This window comes from Okeania sp., assembly GCF_983059655.1.
Map to the genome: position 1 here is coordinate 1 of NZ_CEZPJD010000911.1, position 2,934 is coordinate 2,934.

The 2,934-nt window shown below is 32.8% G+C and carries 3 protein-coding genes and 1 pseudogene; 1 reads left to right on the forward strand and 3 read right to left on the reverse strand.

Annotated features, from left to right (window positions below; translation table 11 throughout):
• Nucleotides 1–334: 334 nt before the first annotated feature.
• The 3 genes and pseudogenes from AC3DU7_RS30065 to AC3DU7_RS30075 all read right to left on the reverse strand — a co-directional run.
• Nucleotides 335–1,600: a DNA cytosine methyltransferase gene (locus AC3DU7_RS30065; protein WP_488042905.1), complete on the reverse strand. Its 1,266-nt coding sequence runs from the start codon at nt 1,598–1,600 to the stop codon at nt 335–337.
• Between the two features lie 266 nt (nt 1,601–1,866).
• Complete coding sequence (locus tag AC3DU7_RS30070; protein WP_488042906.1) at nt 1,867–2,079, reverse strand: hypothetical protein; 213 nt, start codon at nt 2,077–2,079, stop codon at nt 1,867–1,869.
• A gap of 556 nt (nt 2,080–2,635) precedes the next feature.
• Nucleotides 2,636–2,788, reverse strand: a pseudogene (locus AC3DU7_RS30075) (zinc ribbon domain-containing protein); the annotation flags it as partial.
• A 69-nt stretch (nt 2,789–2,857) separates the two neighbouring features.
• Between AC3DU7_RS30075 and AC3DU7_RS30080 the strand changes: the two are divergent.
• Nucleotides 2,858–2,934, forward strand: a 77-nt coding sequence (locus AC3DU7_RS30080; protein WP_488042907.1) for an IS630 transposase-related protein, incomplete at its 3' end; no start/stop codon positions are given.

Genomic DNA, 2,934 nt, shown 5'->3' on the forward strand with positions numbered 1-2,934 from the left:
TCTTTTAGGAATAAATCACAAATTAAGATGTAACTGCCTTTTTTGAATTTGGTATGACATAGTTGTACAGAAAATACCTAAAATTTGATTCAGAGTTTATTTATTAATTTGATTAATTATAGTATCCACTAATTAGGGCTTGCTGATTAAATCTAAAATAATTACCAGATAAAGGTAAGTGCCTTTTTAGGTATTGAAAAAGTACATGGTTTTCGGCTCTTCATGCTTAAAAAGGAGCACACTTTTAGCAAGATTTGGGCAAAAAAATTCTCCCCTACTCCCCTACTCCCCCGCTCCCCTACTCCTTAAAAAATACTTTTTCAGCAAACCCTAATTATTTTTTCCTACTTCTTGGGGCAATAGTATGTCGATCTACCTGATATTTTTTAGCAGCTATAGACATATTAAACTCTAAATTTTCCCATTTTTCTAACTTAATTTTTTTTCCTTTAGGCTGAAGTGGTTTAATATTTAAAACATGAATAATTTCTTGAGCTACTGCTTTTGCTAATAAAGGTGGAACTGAATTACCAACTTGTCTAAAACCATGCCATTTTGTGACATGAAATCTAAACCAGTCAGGGTATGAATGTAATCTTGCTGCTTCCCTAACTGTGATACATCTGGGTGTAAATGGGTGTATTGGTCTTGGAGAAGTATATGCACCTTTACTACTTGGTGTGCCAGCTCTAAGTGTGTTACAAATACCATCAGGATTAAGTCTATAAAAATGGCTTACTGATTCAGTTTTTCCCGGTGCTGTAGCATTAAATCTTTCTCTTGATTTTTCTGTATGTCTTGTGCGTAAACTAGAGGTTAATATTGTTTGATCATATTCACGTTTATAAGAATAATCATTATCGTAACGTTCAGGATTGCGCAATTTTTTAGCATATTTACTTGGTTTGCCATAATCATTTTCTACTTTCATCCAATCTCTTTCTAATAATTCTGGATAATTTTCTACTTCTGGTAAGTCTCCTATTGCATCTTTAACAGTTATCACTTTTTCTAATTTTTTATCGGTATAAATATTTGTAATTGGTAGAGGATAATTTGGTAGGATTAAACCTTTTTGGCATCCGATTAAAAATAATCTTTCTCTATTTTGTGGTACGCCATAATTGACAGCATTTAAAATTTGGTAAGGTTGCTGAACTTGATAGCCATTTTTATCGAATTTATCAATGACTTCCTGAAGAAAAAATTTGTGCTTTCCTACAGTTAATCCTTTGACATTTTCTATGACAAAATATTTAGGTTTTAACTCTAAAACTAATCGAACAAAATGAGATATAAGTGTATTGCGTGGGTCATCTAAGGTGCGTTTTCCTATCATAGAAAAACCTTGGCAAGGAGGACCACCAAAAATCACATCAATTTCTTTATTTTGAATATCTGATAACTGTCTAATCTCATCTCCAGTAATATTAACTATACTACGACACAATATTGGCCAAAAAGGAAAATTGAATTGATGAGTGCCACAATGAATGGGGTCTAATTCTACAGAAGCAAGTATATCAAATCCTGCTTGTTCAAAGCCAAGGGTCATACCTCCTGCGCCTGCAAATAAATCTATACCTATTGGTCGTTGCATATTATATCGATTTGATAAATGTTTGCTACAAATATTTAGGTTACTGCTTAGGAGTCAGGAGACAGGAGTCACAAGTCAGAATGAATAGGTTTGATACCATTTATTATGTAGTAATACCATTTCTCAAAAGTCTTGCTACATTTCCTTGAGAGTAGGGAGTAAGAAGTAGGGAATAGGGTTAAAAGACATAAGATATTTTGGTTTAATGCCGATAATCTTTACAAACATTACTGAATAATTATTATAATAACTGAATTTGATAGAGCTTAACCATTATTAACTTCCTCATTTGCTATTTTTTCATCTTGAAAAGCTTTAATTTTTTCATATAAACTATCAACAGTTTCTCCTGCAAATAATTTATCTTTTAATTTTAAACAATCACCATGACCAAACTTGCAGATAGACCAAAATATCATCACCTTAGAAGTTTCGGGTAGGTTCAAGCAAAATCTGAAAAATTTTTGGCACAATTTCATAATCATTATTAATATTAACTTTCATTGTCTAACTCCTTAATAAAATCAATGGGGTTAATAGTTTGAATTGATAAAGATTTACAACGATTAAGTAAACGTTTATCACAAGTAACAAAATAATCACAGTTTGAAGCTTCAAAATCAGCACAAGCAAAATCGCTTTTTTGCCAATTTCAGCTAAGTTAATGTTAATTATTCGGTTGTGCATCAAGAAAGTGTGGGAATGATCATATAATTAGGGCTTGCTGATTAAATCTCAAAGCAATCGTAAATAAAGGTTTTTGCCTTTTTATCATAGAAAAAAGTATCCCTGTTTCAATTCACTTACCCTCAAAAAGTGAGAATTTAGGGGTGAGGGGGGAGAAAAATCAAAGAACAATTATTTCTCCTACTTTCCGTTCTACTAAACTTACCCAAACTTACCCATGAATGATTGCATGAGCTTTGGAGCTAGCTTCCTGCTTTGCGTTCCGCAATGCTGCGCAAACACTGAAGACCACTGACCGCAGTCTGTAACTTATCTTCTCCACAGGCTTCAATTCGCTCTTGACTCAAGCTACTGATACACATAGTTTTTCAGGTTGACAGCAGCATTAAAATCTCTGTCAGTTTCAAAACCGCATTGACTACACTCATAAGTTCTCAAGTGCAACGGCATTTTCTGTTGATGCCCACAGTTTGAACATATTTGAGAACTTGGATAATATCTATAGTCATTCTGAATAAGAATGGTACAATATAAATAGTAAAATATCAACCAGAATATATCATTTAAAGAATGTCTTACAGTCTAGATTTAAGAACAAGAGTCATTGATTATATTGAACAGGGAGGAAGTATTTTATCGGCTGCCAG